At 59.2% G+C, this 15,601-nt stretch carries 14 protein-coding genes and 2 tRNA genes; 9 read left to right on the top strand and 7 right to left on the bottom strand.

The annotated features are described in order from the left end of the window. The first annotated feature begins 29 nt into the window (after positions 1–29). Together PTZ19_RS05640 and PTZ19_RS05635 are read left to right on the top strand one after the other, a co-directional pair. Positions 30–377, top strand: coding sequence for a hypothetical protein (locus PTZ19_RS05640; protein WP_276352882.1), 348 nt, complete (start codon positions 30–32; stop codon positions 375–377). Continuing rightward, on the top strand, positions 371–721 hold the full coding sequence (locus PTZ19_RS05635) for a hypothetical protein (protein WP_276352881.1): 351 nt from the start codon (positions 371–373) through the stop codon (positions 719–721). The genes PTZ19_RS05640 and PTZ19_RS05635 overlap by 7 nt, the downstream gene beginning before the upstream one ends. A gap of 266 nt (positions 722–987) precedes the next feature. Here PTZ19_RS05635 and PTZ19_RS05630 read toward each other — a convergent pair whose 3' ends face one another. The 6 genes from PTZ19_RS05630 to PTZ19_RS05605 all read right to left on the bottom strand — a co-directional run bounded on the left by PTZ19_RS05630 (position 988) and on the right by PTZ19_RS05605 (position 4,812). Next, a complete protein-coding gene (locus PTZ19_RS05630; RefSeq protein WP_276352880.1) occupies positions 988–1,413 on the bottom strand; it encodes an EamA family transporter in 426 nt (141 codons plus the stop codon). 95 nt (positions 1,414–1,508) lie between these two features. Continuing rightward, positions 1,509–2,189, bottom strand: a complete 681-nt coding sequence (locus PTZ19_RS05625; RefSeq protein WP_276352878.1) for a Crp/Fnr family transcriptional regulator — start codon at positions 2,187–2,189, stop codon at positions 1,509–1,511. A 26-nt stretch (positions 2,190–2,215) separates the two neighbouring features. Then, a complete protein-coding gene (locus PTZ19_RS05620; RefSeq protein ID WP_276352877.1) occupies positions 2,216–3,214 on the bottom strand; it encodes an HD-GYP domain-containing protein in 999 nt (332 codons plus the stop codon). Between the two features lie 205 nt (positions 3,215–3,419). Then, positions 3,420–3,496: transfer RNA gene (locus PTZ19_RS05615), tRNA-Arg, on the bottom strand. 326 nt (positions 3,497–3,822) lie between these two features. Beyond that, positions 3,823–4,170, bottom strand: coding sequence for a hypothetical protein (locus tag PTZ19_RS05610; protein WP_276352875.1), 348 nt, complete (start codon positions 4,168–4,170; stop codon positions 3,823–3,825). Positions 4,171–4,738: 568 nt separating this feature from the next. Next, positions 4,739–4,812 (bottom strand) — tRNA-Gly (locus PTZ19_RS05605). 233 nt (positions 4,813–5,045) lie between these two features. On the opposite strand from PTZ19_RS05605, the gene PTZ19_RS05600 reads away from it, so the two are divergent. The 5 genes from PTZ19_RS05600 to ispG all read left to right on the top strand — a co-directional run bounded on the left by PTZ19_RS05600 (position 5,046) and on the right by ispG (position 10,602). Beyond that, entirely contained in the window at positions 5,046–5,975 is a 930-nt protein-coding gene (locus tag PTZ19_RS05600; RefSeq protein ID WP_276352874.1) for a hypothetical protein, read from the top strand. 118 nt (positions 5,976–6,093) lie between these two features. Continuing rightward, on the top strand, positions 6,094–7,383 hold the full coding sequence (gene tig / locus PTZ19_RS05595) for a trigger factor (RefSeq protein WP_276352873.1): 1,290 nt from the start codon (positions 6,094–6,096) through the stop codon (positions 7,381–7,383). 185 nt (positions 7,384–7,568) lie between these two features. Continuing rightward, a complete protein-coding gene (gene clpP, locus PTZ19_RS05590) occupies positions 7,569–8,159 on the top strand; it encodes an ATP-dependent Clp endopeptidase proteolytic subunit ClpP (protein WP_276352871.1) in 591 nt (196 codons plus the stop codon). 12 nt (positions 8,160–8,171) lie between these two features. Continuing rightward, positions 8,172–9,431 (top strand): ATP-dependent protease ATP-binding subunit ClpX, encoded by a 1,260-nt coding sequence (gene clpX / locus PTZ19_RS05585; protein WP_276352869.1) that lies wholly within the window; start codon positions 8,172–8,174, stop codon positions 9,429–9,431. A 73-nt stretch (positions 9,432–9,504) separates the two neighbouring features. Beyond that, complete coding sequence (ispG, locus tag PTZ19_RS05580) at positions 9,505–10,602, top strand: flavodoxin-dependent (E)-4-hydroxy-3-methylbut-2-enyl-diphosphate synthase (protein ID WP_276352867.1); 1,098 nt, start codon at positions 9,505–9,507, stop codon at positions 10,600–10,602. A gap of 76 nt (positions 10,603–10,678) precedes the next feature. Here ispG and PTZ19_RS05575 read toward each other — a convergent pair whose 3' ends face one another. Continuing rightward, the gene (locus tag PTZ19_RS05575; RefSeq protein WP_276352866.1) at positions 10,679–12,274 is read right to left on the bottom strand and encodes an MFS transporter; all 1,596 of its coding nucleotides are present in this window, start codon (positions 12,272–12,274) and stop codon (positions 10,679–10,681) included. Between the two features lie 155 nt (positions 12,275–12,429). On the opposite strand from PTZ19_RS05575, the gene PTZ19_RS05570 reads away from it, so the two are divergent. Both PTZ19_RS05570 and lonB read left to right on the top strand, forming a co-directional pair. Next, positions 12,430–13,326: a LysR family transcriptional regulator gene (locus PTZ19_RS05570; protein ID WP_276352864.1), complete on the top strand. Its 897-nt coding sequence runs from the start codon at positions 12,430–12,432 to the stop codon at positions 13,324–13,326. 184 nt (positions 13,327–13,510) lie between these two features. Further along, positions 13,511–15,307 (top strand): ATP-dependent protease LonB, encoded by a 1,797-nt coding sequence (gene lonB / locus PTZ19_RS05565; RefSeq protein WP_276352863.1) that lies wholly within the window; start codon positions 13,511–13,513, stop codon positions 15,305–15,307. Positions 15,308–15,601 lie beyond the last annotated feature (294 nt).

The raw sequence follows: 15,601 nt of genomic DNA, 5'->3' as shown, positions 1-15,601 counted from the left end.
GAATCGCGTCGGAAGGAGAGGGTCCCAGGATGGAAGACGGACGCAAAACGTATTACGTGGCGGTAGCCGCGGGACAAGTATTGGAGGACCGCCAGGCGGCTCCGTTCGAATTCGAGATCCGGGCGAACGAAGAAGAGTTGAACAAACTCCAGGAGTTGTTCGAAGAAACGTCCAGCGCGGAGGAAGCTTCCGCGTTCCACTTCGTCCGCCCGATTACGACCAAGGGCGAAGAGGATTACAATGCCGTGTACGATGCACAACTCAAAGACATTTACCGGTTGCTCTACCGGCTTGGAACCGATGAAACGAAACGCCACATCGCATCCATGAACGTCCTGAAACCGGAGATCGTTCAGGCGATGGTGCCGCCATGCTGACGGTCAGGCGGGCTGCTTGCCGCGGCATCCGGGAATGGGGAGACCAGCGGCTGGCCGAGGTCGAGGTGCACGCCGGCGATCCCGGCGTTCCGGAGCTGCTGGCCTATTTCCGCGAGGGTCCGAAAGGGTATCAGCTGGTCCGGGTGCTGGCTAACGACGCCAGGACCGAAGTCGACTGGTACGACAACGACATGCACGACGCGTTCCGGGACGTGACGATGCAATGGTTCTCCGGTCCGAGTCACCTGTCGGATAACGATCGCCGGACTTTCGCGGAGGACGTGCTGAATTCGGACGGCGTGCGGTCGGACCTGGATCTGTTGTTCGGCCGCAGCGGGAGGTGAGCGAAAAATGCCCGAGCGGTTTAAACAGAACGAAGGGAACCAAATCCGGAAAAAAGGCGAGACGTTCGTAGAAGAAGTTTTGCGGAAAAACGTGCGTCATCCGGCTCAGAACAATCCGAGGGATGAGGCCCAACGGTAATTTGTAATATCTATGTTATTTAACATAACGTAAAATGGTGCCGAATCCAAAAAAAAAGGATTCGGTATTTTATTTTGCGTTATAATACATTACATTAAATTGACATTTCCGCTGTTTTTATGCTCGCTTATTTCAAGGCGACCAGAATGGCTCCCGCGGCGATCATCGCCACGCCGAGGGCGTTCAGCCAGGAGATTCGCTCCCCTAGGAAAAGAAACGCCAGCACGACCGCGATCACCACGCTGAACTTGTCGATCGGCCCGACCTGCGAAACTTTGCCCGATTTCAGGGCGAGGAAGTAGAAGAGCCAGGAAAGCGCGCCCGCGACCCCGCTCAGGCAGATGAAGGTCAGCGCCTTTTTTTGTCCGAGGATTTGATGCACTTCCGCGAATTTTCCCTGGAAGGCGACCACGCCGACGAGGAAGAGCGCCATGATCACCGAGCGGATCGCGGTGGCGGCATTGGCGTCCAGATCCTTCAAGCCGATTTTGCCCAATACGGCGACCAGCGCCGCGGTAACCGCCGACAGCAGCGCGTAGAACAGCCAAGTCATCGCGTAGCGCCTCCGATTCGGTAAGGGTTTCCCGTTTATTATGGCCCCGGAAAGGCCATGAAAAAGAGGTTTTCCGGCATTCGGAAAACCTCGGTTCATTGATCTTCCAGCAGCTTCCGCTCCAACGTCGCCGGGTCGATCAAGCGGAACGTTTTGTCCTTGATCTCGATCAAGCCTTGGTCCTGGAGCTCCTGGAGCACCTTCGACACGGTTTCCCGCGCCGCCCCGACCATGTCGGCCAATTGCTGGTGCGTGATTTTCACCGGGATGCGGGTTCCGCCGTACTCCTCGCCGAGCAGCAGCAGTCTCTTGACGATCCGCGTTTTCACGTTCAGGAAGGTCAGGTCGTATATTTGCTGGTTCGCCTTCCGCAGTCGTTCCATGGTGTAGTCCAGCAGGTGGAACGCCAGGTTGCGGTCTTGCTCGATCAACGTTTGGAAATCGGATTTCCGCAGGGCGTAAAGCCGCGTCGGCATCAAGGTTTCGGCGGTGGCGGACCGCACCAGGCCGGGTTTGAGCAGGGCCATCTCGCCAAAATACTCGCCTTCCCGAAGGAACGCGAGCGTCACTTTTTTGGCTTTATCGAACGTATAGATGCCGACTGCGCCGGAACCGATGAAGTATATTTCGTCTCCTTCGTCCCCTTCGAGGAAAATGATTTGCCCTTTGCGGAATTTCTTCTCGAACATGAAGGGGACGATGCGGGCTAACAGGCCGGGTTCGATCTCGCGGAAAAAGGGAATGGAAAGTCGCAGTTTGGCGGCGTCGATCGGCAATCTCCATCCCTCCCGTTCCTTCCGGTTTATACGACCGGTTCCGCGCGTTCGATCCGGAACGTGATATGCTGCATTAGATCGAACCGGTCCCCGGTAGCCTGCAGCCGGATCACGGGGCGGCAAGGGTGGCCGGGGTTCGTCTCGGCGACGGTGCCTTCGAGGCCGCCGGTCAAAGTAACCGGGGTTCCGACGGGGTAAGGTTCGAATACGTTCAGGAAAGCGCGGACGATTTCGTAATCGTACGATGTATCCACTTTCGACATCACGAACTCAAATCCTTCACAAGGAAGGCGATTTGTCAAAGATCGGTTCATGAAATCGTCGAATTCGACCGCGAGGGCGCAAATTTGGGAGGCTTTCCGGAACGCGCCGCCGGAAATGCCGTGCGGGAATCCCCTGCCGTCGATCCGCTCGTGATGCTGCAAGACGATCTGGAGCGCGTCGGCCGTAATGCCCGGCACCTTGCGGAGCAGGTCGAAACCGATCAACGGATGGTTCAGCACCAGCTTGTCTTCCAGCGGGACGGCCAGCCCGATGTCATGCAGCAGGCTCCCTACCGCCACGTCAATCAGTTCCTTTTCCCTGTAACCCAGCGCTTTGGCCGTCAGGAGCGACAGAAAGCAAACGTTCAGGCTGTGGGCGACGAAAGGTTCCCGGTCGCGGGACATGTCCGCCAAGCCGATTTTCGCTCCGGCTTGTTCGGATACGATTTCCGTGACGTGTTCGGCCCAATCGAACAGCGGCTTGACGGGAAGGCTTTCCTTCTGGCGTACGGCCTCGAACCAGCGGAACAGCAAATCTTCCGTCAGGCGGCGAAGGTTCTTTTTCCAATCCCATTCTTTTTGGCCGGTTCTCGTCTCCGTCAGTTCAACGTAAACGTAATGCTGTCCGAGCCGTTTGATCCCTTCGATCAACCGCTCGTTCAGCCGGCTTCCCCGCCCCAGCATCAGGCGGCCGTCCGCCGAGTACAGTCCTTTGCCCAGCAAATCTCCGTCTTTCAAGTCTTGCACGGGAACCAGCAGCACGTTTTTCCTCACTCCATGTCCCGTTTGGCGGGTTTCTCTGATTGGAGAAAATCGTACCATGTACCCTCGGCGCGTTCTGTAACCCTGGTTACAAAATGCGCAAATTATAGGGTTCCGGTCCTAGAAAATACGCGAAAAAAGACGCTTCGTGTCGAAGCGCCTTTCGGTTAACGAGAGATGGAAGTTCGGTTTTTAAGCGTGATAATGGCGTCCCGGAAGGGATTCGAACCCCCGACCGTGCGCTTAGAAGGCGCATGCTCTATCCAACTGAGCTACCGGGACGCAGCTTGATTAGTTTATCATACGGAGCTCCCCTGTCTCAAGAGGGGAAAGAGGAAAAATCGCCTGAAATCCCCAAGCGGGGGTCTGCTGGGCGGCCACTGCCATATCGCCGCTGCTCGCGTGGTCGTTTTTCCTTGGTTGAGGTTGTCCGATAAGGGACTCGTTCGGATCTTGCCGGAAAGCATCCGCAGAGTCTCGCTCGTTCCGGATGTTGAATGACCGCGTTTTTCGCGGTCCGACTCGTCAGATCATTTCGAATCCGCAAAAATAGCCGTCGGGAAGCGGGAGTTCCCAACGGCCTTTTTGGGGTTCGCCAGCGGGGTTGGTTATTGCACCAAACCGTCTTCGGCGGCCATGGACTGTCCTTGGTCCGGCTGCGCGGACGCCGCGTTTTGTCCTTGAAGCGCGCTGACCGTGTTCTGGGCTTGGCCGATTTGCTGTTCGGCCGCCGTCAATTGCTGCGTGCTTTGCGCTTGCGCTTGCTGCAGCTGTTGGCTGAGCTGCTGGGCGGTCGTTGCCGTCTGCTCGGCTTCCTGGGCCAGTTGAGCCGCTTGCGAAGCTTGCGCGCTCACTTGGGCGGCCGCTTGCTGCGCCTGTTGGATCACTTGCTGCGCTTGCTGCTGCACGTTTTGGGCTTCCTGTACGTTCTCCTGTGGGTTTTGCGACGGGGTCATCGGTTCGGGTTCCCTCCGCGTTCAGATTAGTTGCCTGGCAACCTGCTTTAGCGTGAGCATCGGATCGGAATTTATGCGGAATTTCCGCCAAGTGAATCTTGGAATGGACGGATCGCGCCGGACATAACGGCTGGGGGTAAATTTATTCCCGCACGACATTGCGAGCGCTCTTTCAGCCTCATTTTCAAACCTGCCGACCCTTGTCCTTAACATGGCCGTACTTTAATCATATCGTAAAGCATCCCAGGGACAAGGAGGTGTTCAGACATGTTGTTTGGAATTCCCAATGGAACGAATTACGGAAGCGGCTCGTTACGCGGTACGAGCACGTCGGGCCGCTCCTCCGGCCGTTCTCGCGTCAAAGTCATCGTCATCGTCAAAGACCGGTCGAGAGGACGTTCGAGAGGTCGTTCCGGCGGCCGTAACGGTTATTGAACGAGCCGGGACCCATGCGCGGAATGAGAGACGTCGAAATGCCCTGCCGACCGATGAAGGAGGCAGGGCTTTTTTTTTTATGCGAAAATCAAAAAAGAAGCCTGCGTTGCAAGGCTTCTTCATCAATGTCGTATGGAGCGGGTGAAGGGAATCGAACCCTCGCCTCAAGCTTGGGAAGCTGGCGTTCTACCATTGAACTACACCCGCGTGTTGCTGTGAGCAGAAATTATGATAGCACAAACGGGAGAACGAAATCAATGGCAGCGAATGACAAGTTTTCGTTCCAACGGCGGCGCGGACAACTTCTCGGGCGGCGTTCGCCGACTCGGCCGCCGGGACCGTTCCGTCTTCTTCCGCTTTTCCATTTGCGCTAGCCTTCGTGTTATAATGCGGGAGACCGAACCTTCGCAACGAATATCCGGTCCGGAAGGGGACTGGCCATGAGCGGCCGCGCCAAAGACAATTTGGTGTTGTTTCCGAAAACGTTGGACTTTTATCAGATCAAATTAACGAAAATGCTGGAGACGGAACGCTACGGCGAGGCGAAAGCGCTGCTGGACTTTCTGCTCCAATGCGGCGGGGAAGCGGAGAAGCATCATACGGAGTGGCAGGCGCTGCTGGGATGGCTGGAAGCGGCGTTTCCGGAAGCGTCCGCGTCCGGCAATGACTGGGCCGGGCTGGAGGATGACGAGCTCCCGGACGAAGAGTCCGGAGAGTCCGACTGGGTCCGCCGGCGGGTGGAGGATCGGACGCGCCAAGACGCGGAGTACGTTACGAAGCTGCTGGCCTCCCTGCGGGAAGGGGAAGACCCCGAGCAGCAGCTTCTGGCCATCGGGCAGCTGGCGCACGTCGTGCGGCCGGACGTCCAGTTAGCGCTGAAAGATTGGCTGAGCGGCGGCGAACATCATCCGGCCGCGCAATTCAAGGCGCTGCAGGCTTTGCGGAACCAAGGCGCCGCGGGGCCCGTATCGATGTGGAGGGACGGGGAGGCGTTGACGCTGGAGATCGGGGATACGCCGCTCCAGTTTTCCGATTTTCCCCCGGCCGTGATCGACGTCATCGAAAGGGTGCGGTTGTCGGCTGAAGTGTCCGATCCCACGCTCGCCTATTTCGCCGAAGAAATGTGGAAGGAATGCGTGCAGGCCGCCTACGGGACGCCGATCTACCGGACGATGGCGGCGGACGAAGACGGCCAGGCGGACGTATGGGCGGCCGCGCTGCACCAGATGATGCTGGAAAAGCTGCACGGCGCCGAAGGCGACCAAGAAATCCGCGATCAGTACGGAATAACGGACGAGCTCCGGTTTCGGTACGAGCAGGCGCTCCGGTGGCTCCGCCAGTACGCGGTCGAACCGCGCACGGCGTTCTGAGCGGAACCGGCGAGGGCTTGTCTTGCGCAGGCCGCCGGGGTTGTATATAATGGAATGGTTTATGTGAAGACGCCGCAATCGGCGGCACGAAGAAGCCTTACGGAGGGGAAAGCAGCCAATGAAAGCAAACTGGGAAAAAATAGAGAAGAACGTCGGCGTACTCGACGTCGAGATCGATGAACAAAAAGTCGCCGCCGCCTTGGACAAGGCGTTCCGCAAAGTCGTCGCCAAGGTGAACGTGCCGGGATTCCGCAAAGGCAAAGTGCCGCGTAAAATTTTCGAAGCCCGTTTCGGGGTGGAAAGCCTGTATCAAGACGCGATCGACATCCTGCTTCCGGAAGCGTATTCCGAAGCCGTCGATCAAGCCGGCATCGAGCCGGTCTCCCGTCCGGAAGTCGACGTCGAGCAATTCGGCCGCGGTCAATCCTTCAAATTCAAAGCCAAGGTCACCGTCAAGCCGGAAGTGAAGCTCGGCGAATATAAAGGCATCGAAGTTCCCGCGGCCGACACCGAAGTGACGGACGAGGAAATCGGCAAGGAACTGGAACGCCTCCAGCAACGCCATGCGGAGCTGGTCGTCGTGGACGAAGGTCCGGCCCAAATGGGCGACGTCGCCGTGATCGATTTCGAAGGCTTCCTGGACGGCGAAGCGTTCGAAGGCGGCAAAGGGGAGAACTACTCTCTCGAACTGGGCTCCGGCTCGTTCATCCCGGGCTTCGAAGAGCAAGTTGTCGGCCTGAACATCGCCGAAGAGAAAGACATCAACGTCACGTTCCCCGAGTCCTACCAGGCGGAAGAGCTGGCCGGCAAGGCCGTCGTGTTCAAGGTCAAGCTGAACGAGCTCAAGCGCAAAAACCTTCCGGCGCTCGACGACGAATTCGCCAAAGACGTCAGCGAATTCGATACGCTGGAGGAATATAAACAGGATTTGGCGGCAAAGCTGAAGGAACGGAAGGAAAAAGAAGCGGAATCGGCCCGCGAGAACGCGATCATCGACAAAGCTTCCGAATCGGCGGAAGTCGAAGTGCCGGAGATCATGGTTCAGAACGAAGTCGACCAGATGCTGAAGGAATTCGAAAACCGCATCCGGATGCAAGGCTTGTCTCTCGACCTGTACTATCAATTCAGCGGCCAGAGCGAGGAACAGCTCCGGGAACAGATGAATGGCGACGCCTCCAAACGCGTCCGCAACAACCTGGTGCTGGAAGCGATCGCGAAAGCGGAGAACCTGGACGTGACGGAAGCGGACGTGGAAGAAGAGCTTTCCAACCTGTCCAAGGCGTATAACCGTTCTGTCGAAGAGCTTCGCGCCATTTTCTCCTCCAACGGCTACATGGATACGCTGAATTCGGACATCCGGATCCGCAAAGCGGTCCAATTCATCGTAGAGAACAGCAAAACGGCCTAAAAGCCGACATAGCGTCACGATTACAGGCACGTGCGGTCCGCGTGCCTTTTTTCGCCCGCGGAATCGGCATCGGCCGGCCCGCGGCGCGAAACCGGATGGGCGGGTCGTCAACATGACATTCCGCTTTGAACGTGTTAGAATATTACCGAAGATTTCGAGTTCACTAAGAAATGAGGTTGACCCCCATGAGCTTGGTGCCTATCGTCGTTGAACAAACCAACCGCGGAGAGCGGTCCTACGACATCTACTCCCGGCTCCTTAAGGACCGGATCATTTTCCTGGGAAGCGCCATTGACGACGACGTCGCCAATCTCGTTATCGCCCAGCTGCTGTTTCTGGCGGCGGAAGATCCGGAAAAGGACATTTCGCTTTACATCAATTCCCCGGGAGGCTCGGTCACGGCCGGCATGGGGATCTACGATACGATGCAGTTCATCAAACCGGACGTTTCGACCATCTGCTGCGGCATGGCCGCCAGCATGGGCTCCATCCTGTTGACCGCGGGAGCCAAAGGCAAGCGCTATGCCCTCCCGAACAGCGAGATCATGATTCACCAGCCCCTCGGCGGGGTGAGAGGCCAGGCGTCGGATATCAAGATCCACGCCGATTGGATCGTCAAGACGAAGGAAAAGCTGAACAATATCTACGTCAAGCACACCGGCCAACCGTACGAGAAAATCGAGCGGGACACCGATCGCGACAACTTCATGAGCGCGGAGGAAGCACTGGCGTACGGTCTGATCGACCGCGTCATTTCCGCCCCCATACCCGGATAAAGGAGGGTTCCCATGTTTAAATTCAACGACGAGAAAGGCCAGCTGAAATGCTCGTTCTGCGGCAAGTCCCAGGATCAGGTGCGCAAGCTGGTGGCCGGACCCGGCGTCTATATATGCGACGAATGCATCGAGCTCTGCACGGAGATCGTGGAAGAGGAGCTCGGGCATGAAGAAGAGCTGGATCTGAAGGAAATCCCGAAGCCGAAGGAAATCCGGGCGATTCTGGACCAATACGTCATCGGCCAGGAACAGGCGAAAAAATCGCTGTCCGTGGCCGTTTACAACCATTATAAGCGGATCAACTCGAAAGCGGCCAAGAGCGAGGAAGTCGAGCTGCAGAAGAGCAACATCATGCTGATCGGCCCGACCGGCTCCGGCAAGACGCTGCTCGCGCAGACGATGGCCAAAATCCTCAACGTGCCTTTCGCGATCGCCGACGCCACGTCGCTGACGGAAGCCGGCTACGTCGGGGAAGACGTCGAGAACATTTTGCTTAAGCTGATCCAAGCCGCCGATTACGACGTGGAGAAGGCCGAACGCGGCATCATCTACATCGACGAAATCGACAAAGTGGCCCGGAAATCGGAAAACCCGTCGATCACGCGGGACGTTTCCGGCGAGGGCGTACAGCAAGCGCTGCTGAAAATCCTCGAAGGCACGGTGGCCTCGGTGCCTCCGCAAGGCGGCCGCAAGCACCCGCACCAGGAGTTCATCCAGATCGACACGACGAACATCCTGTTCATCTGCGGCGGCGCGTTCGACGGTCTCGAGCAGATCATCAAGCGCCGGATCGGCAAGAAGGTTATCGGGTTCAGCTCGGCCCTCGAAGGCCAGAAGGAGCTGAAGCCGGGCGAATACTTGTCCCTCGCGCAGCCGGAAGACCTGCTCAAATTCGGGCTCATTCCGGAATTCGTCGGACGCCTTCCGGTCATCTCCACGCTGGAGCCGCTGGACGAATCCGCGCTGGTCCGCATTCTGTCCGAACCGAAGAACGCCCTGGTGAAGCAATACCAGAAGCTTCTCGAGATGGACAACGTCAAGCTCGAGTTCGAAGGCGGCGCCCTGGAGGAAATCGCTCGCGAGGCGATCAAGCGCAACACGGGCGCGCGGGGCCTGCGCGCGATCATCGAAGGCATCATGCTGGACGTCATGTACGAAGTTCCTTCGCGGGACGACGTCGTCCATTGCGTGGTGACCGAGAAGGTCGTCAAGGAGAAAATGGTACCCGAGCTGCAGACCAAGAAAGGCAAGAAAAAAGAAGAGAGCGCGTAACGCGTTTAAAGCCGATTCCACCTCGCCTTCGGGTGAGGTGGGATCAGTCTATTCGGGGAGAGAACGAAGAGCCATGTACAAGAGGACGGAAACCGTGCCCGTTCGGGTCGGCAATCTGACCATCGGCGGGAACAACCAAGTCATTCTGCAGAGCATGTGCACGACGAAGACGGCGGACGTGGCCGCGACGGTCGCCGAGATCAAACGGCTGGAGGAAGCCGGCTGCCAGCTCGTCCGCGTGACGGTCAACAACAAGGAAGCGGCGGAAGCGATCAAGGAGATCAAACGGCAAATCTCGATCCCTCTCGTGGCCGACATCCACTTCGACTACCGGCTGGCGCTGCTCGCCATCGAGAACGGCATCGATAAAGTCCGGATCAATCCCGGCAACATCGGTCGGCGCGAGAAGGTCGAAGCCGTCGTGAAGGCTTGCAAGGAGCGCGGCATTCCGATCCGGATCGGGGTGAACGCCGGCTCGCTGGAAAACCATCTGCTGGAAAAGTACGGTTATCCGACGCCGGAAGCCATGGTGGAGAGCGCGCTGTATCATATCGGCATTTTGGAGGAGCTCGATTTTCACGACATCATCGTTTCCTTGAAAGCCTCCGACGTGCCGATGGCGATCGCGGCTTACACCAAGGCGGCCGAAGCGATCCGGTATCCGCTTCACTTAGGCATCACGGAGGCCGGCACGCTGTTCTCGGGCACGATCAAGAGCGCCGCGGGGCTGGGCGTGCTGCTGAACGCGGGCATAGGCAACACGATGAGGATCTCGTTAAGCGCGGACCCGGTGGAGGAAATCAAGGCGGCTCGCGAGCTGCTCAAGGTGTTCGGGCTCATTTCCGACGCTCCGACGCTGATCTCTTGCCCGACATGCGGCCGTCTCGATATCGATTTGTTCTCGGTTGCGAACGAAGTAGAGGACTACTTGTCCAAGCTGAAAGTGCCGATCAAAGTCAGCGTGCTGGGCTGCGCGGTGAACGGCCCCGGCGAAGCCCGGGAAGCCGACATCGGCATCGCGGGCGCCCGCGGGGAAGGCATGCTGTTCCGCTATGGCGAGATGATCCGCAAGGTGCCGGAGGCCGAACTGGTATCCGAGCTCAAGCGCGAGATCGACCAGATCGCGGCGGCGTACAAGGAAACCGGCGTCATCCCGGGAAGGAAGCATTGAATGGGGCGAAAACGGAAAAGGGAGTTTGCTCGGACAAGCAAACTCCCTTTTTTTCGTGTTTCCGTGCGGAAGGAACTCATTCCGGATTCGCGAGGGTCGGAACCGAAGCTTTGCCGGCGGGAGAGACTGCCGGCCGGCTGATCCGGCTTCGGATCAAGATCAGCAGGCAGAGGACGCCGCATGCCAGACCGGCGGCCCCGGCCAGGACGAAGGCGCCGCCCATGCCTTGCACGAACCAGACCGGCGCCATATCGCCAAGCGCCTCCAGCGTCCGGGCAGGCAATCCGGAGGATGCCAAGCCCGACAGATTGCCGGAAGCGAGCGCCTCGCGGATTTCCGGTTGAATGGATCCCGGAACCTGAAGGGCGTCCATGCGGGAGCCGGACGAATGATTCACGATCGCCGACATCAGCGAGCCGGAAAGCGCGACGGCCACCACGGCGCTGATCTGCCGGAACGTATTGGCGATCCCGGACGCCATGCCCGCCCTTTCGGGCGCGGTATGCGACATCAGCGTGACGGTGGCGGAAGTGCCTGCGATCGGAAGGCCGATCCCGAGCAAAAGAAGGGGCCACACGTAGTCGGCCAACCCGGAACCCGGCTTCAGGGCGGTCAACCAGAGCAGCGCGGCACCGACCGCGAACGAGCCTGCCGGAATGAGCGCGAGCGGGGAAAACTTGACGGCCAGGCGGCTGCCGAGCGCGCTCATCACCATGATTCCCAGCGTCAGAGGCAGGAAACGGAGGCCGGTATCGATCGCCGAAAGCCCGTTCACGTTCTGAAGATACAGCGTCATGAGGAAGGTGACGGCATACACGCTGAAGAAAGCCAGCAAATTGACCAGCAAAGCGACGACGAACAACGGCTGACGGAAAAAGTCCATCGGCAAAAGCGGTTCCCGATGGCGGTGCTCCCGCCAGACGAACGCCGCGATCGCCGCCAGGGCGAACGCCAAGGACCCGACGATCCGGGCGTGATCCCAGCCGAGCGAGTGGCTTTCGATTAAGCCATAGGATAGAGAAGCGATCCCGGCGATGAAGAGGATTTGACCCGCGAAATCGAGAGACCGTTTCTTTCTCCCGGCCGGTTCTTTCATCAAGGCGGAGAGGGCGGCGAAAACGACGGCTCCGATCGGAACGTTCAGCCAGAACACGCTCTCCCAACCGTACCTCTCGACGAGCCAACCGCCGACCAACGGGCCGGCGGCCAGGGCCACCCCGCCGATGCCGGCCCAAATGCCGATCGCTTTGGCCCGCTGGACCGGATCGTGGTAGACGGCCCGGATGATCGCCAAGGACACGGGGATCAAGAGGGCTCCGAACGCGCCTTGCACGGCGCGGGCGGACAGCAAAGATCCGATGGACGCCGATTCGGCGCACCAGATGGAACTCAGCGTGAATCCCGCCATGCCGAGCAAAAACATCTTCTTATAACCGAACGAGTCCCCGAACACCCCTCCGGCCAGCAGCAGGCAGGCGAACGGAATCGAATAAGCGTTGATGACCCACTGCAAGCCGCGGATTCCGACGTCCCAGTCGGTCCGGATATCCGGAAGCGCGACGTTCACGATCATCGCGTCCAGGTAGACCATGAAAACGCCAAAACAGAGCAACAGGAAAGCCCACCCGTTTCCGGACCTTCCCGAATGCCGTTCCTCTCTCGCTTTCTCCATGTCGAAAACCTTCTTTCTGTTCATATCGGAATCGAATGCGTACCTCGGCCGCCTCCGTGAATCCATTGTAAAATTTGACAAGTGACAATGTCTAATTTATGATTTTCATCAAAATCATTATTTTCATTCATGAAAAACGGAGGAGGACGCCCGGAATGGAGCTCGTCCAAATGCAGTACTTCGCGGCGGTAGCGGAGCTTCAACACGTCACGAAAGCGGCGGAAAAGCTGAACATCACGCAGCCCGCGCTCAGCCATTCGATCGCGAGGCTGGAGGAAGAGCTGGGCGTGCCCTTGTTCGAACGCAGCGGAAGGAACGTGCAGTTGAACCGGTACGGCATGCTGTTCGCCAAAACCGTCCGGAACGTTCTGGCCGAGGTAGAGCGGGGGAAACGGGAAATCGCCGAGTTGGCCCACCCCGAAACGGGGACCGTATACCTGGCATTCCTGAATATTTTGGGGGCCTCTACGGTCCCTAGGCTGATCCACGCTTTCCGGGAGAGATTTCCCGGGATCCGGTTTGAACTCGAGCAAGGCAATCAGCAGCATATCCAAACTTTGTTGGAATCCGGCCGCTGCGACATGGCCCTGCTCTCGCCGAAGTCCGGCATGGTCGGCAATCGCTGGGTCCCGCTGTTTCAACGCAAGCTGTTTGCCGTCGTCCCCGACAGCCATCCGCTGGCCGCGCGGGAGGAGATCGGAATGGCGGATTTGGACGGAGAACCGTTCGTCGGGCACAAGACGATCTGCGGATTCCGCAAGCTGGTCGACCAACTGTTCCTGGATACCGGTTTCCGGCCCGATGTCCGTTACGAGGCCGAAGACCTTCAGACGGTGGCCGGCTTCGTTTCCCAGGGGCTCGGGGTTTCGATTCTGCCCGACTCCGAAGGACTGCGGCAGGAGGGGATTCGCTGGCTCCGCATCGGGGATCGCGAATGCGCCAGCACGGTTGGGCTGGAGTGGAAGGAAAACCGGTATGATTCGCCGGCGGCCCAGCGTTTCCGGGAATTCCTCGTCGAACGGTACGCCGACAATCTTCTGGACGCGGTTTGATATAAGATCCGGCAATCGGGCAATACTAGCCAGTATAGCCTGATGCCGGATTTTTTGCTGTTTAGGAAACGATGCAAACGCGATTTCCTAGGGATGCCCGGGGGCGCCGCCAAAAGCCATCGGAATCGGACATAGAACTACGCGTTGCTTTTGGGGACTTGTTTTTAGGGGAGGAAGGGAACGAATGAGTTTAAGCATGGTTTTGATGCTGATCCAAGTGTTTTTTGCCGTGGTGATCGGCGTTTACTTCTGGAACTTGCTCCGAAGCCAGAAAGTGAACAAAAGCGCGGTGGACCGCGAATCCCGCAAGGAGATGGACAAGCTGCGCAAGCTGCGTTCCATATCGCTGACCAAGCCGCTCGCGGAGAAAACCCGTCCGGCGACCATGGGCGATTTGGTGGGTCAGAAAGAGGGGATCCGCGCCCTCAAAGCCGCATTGTGCAGCAGCAACCCGCAGCATGTTCTGGTATACGGGCCTCCCGGCGTCGGGAAGACCGCCGCGGCGCGCGTCATTTTGGAGGAGGCCAAAAAGAACCCGCTCTCTCCGTTTCGCCAGGACGCCAAGTTCACCGAGATCGACGCGACGACCGCCCGGTTCGACGAACGCGGCATCGCCGACCCGCTGATCGGTTCGGTTCACGATCCGATATACCAGGGCGCGGGAGCGATGGGCGTCGCGGGGATCCCGCAGCCGAAGCCCGGGGCCGTGACGAAGGCGCACGGCGGCATTCTGTTCATCGACGAAATCGGCGAGCTCCATCCTATCCAAATGAACAAGCTGCTCAAGGTGCTCGAGGACCGCAAAGTATTCCTGGAAAGCGCCTATTACCATGCGGAAGACCCGAATATCCCGATGTACATCCACGATATTTTCCAAAACGGGCTGCCCGCGGACTTCCGGCTCGTCGGGGCGACGACGCGGTCTCCGAACGAGATTTCCCCGGCGCTGCGCAGCCGCTGCATGGAAGTGTATTTCCGTCCGCTGCTTCCGGATGAAATCGGCCGCATCGCCGAGAACGCGATCCAGAAAATCGGGTTCCAGCCGCAGCCGGAAGCGGTGGAGGTCGTCAAGCGCTACGCGACGAACGGCCGGGAGGCCGTCAACATCATCCAGCTGGCCGCCGGTCTGGCGCTGTCGGAGAACCGCGCGACGCTCGGCACGTCGGACGTGGAGTGGGTCGTGAACAGCAGCCAGCTGCCGCCGCGGCCGGACCGGAAAATCCCTTCCGAGCCGCAGGTCGGTCTCGTGAACGGCTTGGCCGTGTACGGACCCAGCATGGGAGCGCTGCTGGAAATCGAAGTGACCGCCATTCCGGCGGAGGCCGGACGGGGGCAATTCACGATCACGGGGGTCGTGGACGAGGAAGAGCTGGGCGGCGGACAGCGCACGCTGCGGCGCAAAAGCATGGCGAAAGGCTCCGTGGACAACGTGCTGACCGTGTTGAAGAGGCATGGGCTGCACCCGGAAAACTACGATCTGCACATCAATTTCCCGGGGGGAACGCCCGTGGACGGCCCGTCCGCCGGGGTGGCCATGGCCGTGGCGATCGCCTCCGCGATCACGAAGACGCCCGTCGACAACAAGCTGGCGATGACCGGGGAAATCAGCATTCACGGACGGGTCAAGCCGGTGGGCGGCGTGATCGCCAAGGTCGAGGCGGCTTTCCAATCCGGAGCCGAGACCGTGCTGATCCCGAAGGAGAACTGGCAGGAAATTTTCGCGGGGCTTGAAGGCGTGAGGGTCATTCCCGTGGATCGCATGGAGGAAGTGTTCACGCATGTGTTCGGCAGTCAGGTGAAGCTGGAAACGGAAATCGCAACGGCGGAGCCCGCGGCCGCTCCGGAGCCGTTCTCCCCGGCGCCGGCGGTGTCCGTGCTGCATGCGGGCATCGCGGGCGCGGAGGCGGCGCGCGCGGAAGGAGCGGGACACCGGCGGGACAAACCGCTGCCGGCCGGACCCGGGTTGCCCGCTCAAGGTTGATCCGTTTGATGGGAAAGCCGCCTGGACCAGAGGGAAAGACTCGGTCCGGGCGGCTTTTCGTCGTTGGGAAAATGTGCGGTTCGGATTCCTGCGAACCGCTTTTCGGCGGTTGCGGCGAGTAATTCCTCCCTGCGGAAGGGGAACCTATCCGGGGCGGCCGCCTCGCGGGGCATCGGCCGATTTTGCGGCAGGCGGTCACATTTGGTACAATGACGGAAACATGGCTTACGTTCCCAGGTCGTCGACTCCGCCGACTGCTCGGGCAAGCAACCTGCCCTGGTCGTCGGCTCCGCC

Origin of the sequence: Cohnella caldifontis, assembly GCF_029360585.1 — a bacterium.
GTDB classification, from domain to species: domain Bacteria; phylum Bacillota; class Bacilli; order Paenibacillales; family Paenibacillaceae; genus Cohnella; species Cohnella caldifontis.
The sequence above is the reverse complement of the archived record's forward strand: the minus strand, read 5'-3'. Positions and strand labels throughout refer to the sequence as shown.